Origin of the sequence: Enterococcus sp. 3H8_DIV0648 (genome assembly GCF_002140655.1) — a bacterium.
Lineage (GTDB): Bacteria > Bacillota > Bacilli > Lactobacillales > Enterococcaceae > Enterococcus_A > Enterococcus_A hulanensis.
Window position 1 is genome coordinate 186,156 of the sequence record NZ_NGLG01000001.1, and the last position, 1,008, is coordinate 187,163.

1 protein-coding gene is annotated in these 1,008 nt (G+C 35.9%); it reads left to right on the forward strand.

The annotated features are described in order from the left end of the window. Positions 1-309 precede the first annotated feature (309 nt). Positions 310-759, forward strand: coding sequence for a hypothetical protein (locus tag A5875_RS00935; RefSeq protein WP_088931871.1), 450 nt, complete (start codon positions 310-312; stop codon positions 757-759). The last annotated feature ends 249 nt before the right edge of the window (positions 760-1,008 follow it).

The following is a 1,008-nucleotide window of genomic DNA, read 5'->3' on the forward strand; positions in this document are numbered from 1 at the left end:
TACAAATCTAAATAAGACAATTCTATTGGTAGACTTAATGCCTGTCTCTTATACACATCTAGATGTGTATAAGAGACAAAATAAGGCATCCTATAGTTGTTCTTTTATTGCTAACTGTCATGGTATGCTTAAGGTGTAACAAAGCTTACACTTGTTTCTTATACACATCTAGATGTGTATAAGAGACAGATATAAAAATAAGGCATCCTATAGTTGTTCTTTTATTGCTAACTGTCATGGTATGCTTAAGGTGTAACAAAGCTTACACTTGTTTCTTAGTAAGAGTAAAGAGAAAAGGAGGAGTATACTATGTCGAAATGGACTGCTAAATTGACTGTTACTAATACAACCGATCAGGATTTAAAGTTAGTATACAAATACGTTAATGCACGAAACGCAATTGTTTCGTTTCCAACGAATATTCCTGCCAAAAGCAAAGCTGCTTATGAAGTGATTACTCCACACGGAGAAGCAGCAGGTCCTGAATTTAAGATCAGTTTAGTTGCACAGGGGACGGATACCCAAAGATCCTTAGGGTCCTTCGATTTTCATGTGGATATTCCTTATTGGTCGCCAAAAAATACGCTTAACTATCATTGTAATCGTGACTTACTTTGTCAGGTGATTCCCGGCATGATTTACGATCGGGATCAGAACTACAATGGTGAAGTAATTATCAGCGCGCTTGAGATAACGGATATGGTCAATAAGAAAGTCTTGAATGAAAAAGTTCAGGCCAACAGCTTTAACGAGTTTTAGTAGATGCTAACGTATAACAATTAATAGCTATGTGGCGGTCTTATTCCAGACTTCAATCGGAGTAAGATCTGTCTCTTATACACATCTAGCCTCATTAGCGCAGTAAAAATACTTTCTTTACTTATTTTCTTTTGAATTTTAGGGTAAGTTTCTTCCATACTACAACCGCCCTTCTTAGAGTATTATAAAACAATGCGCATATGGTTATAAGTGTAACACACAGGTATCTGTTACAGTTTCTTGTTTATG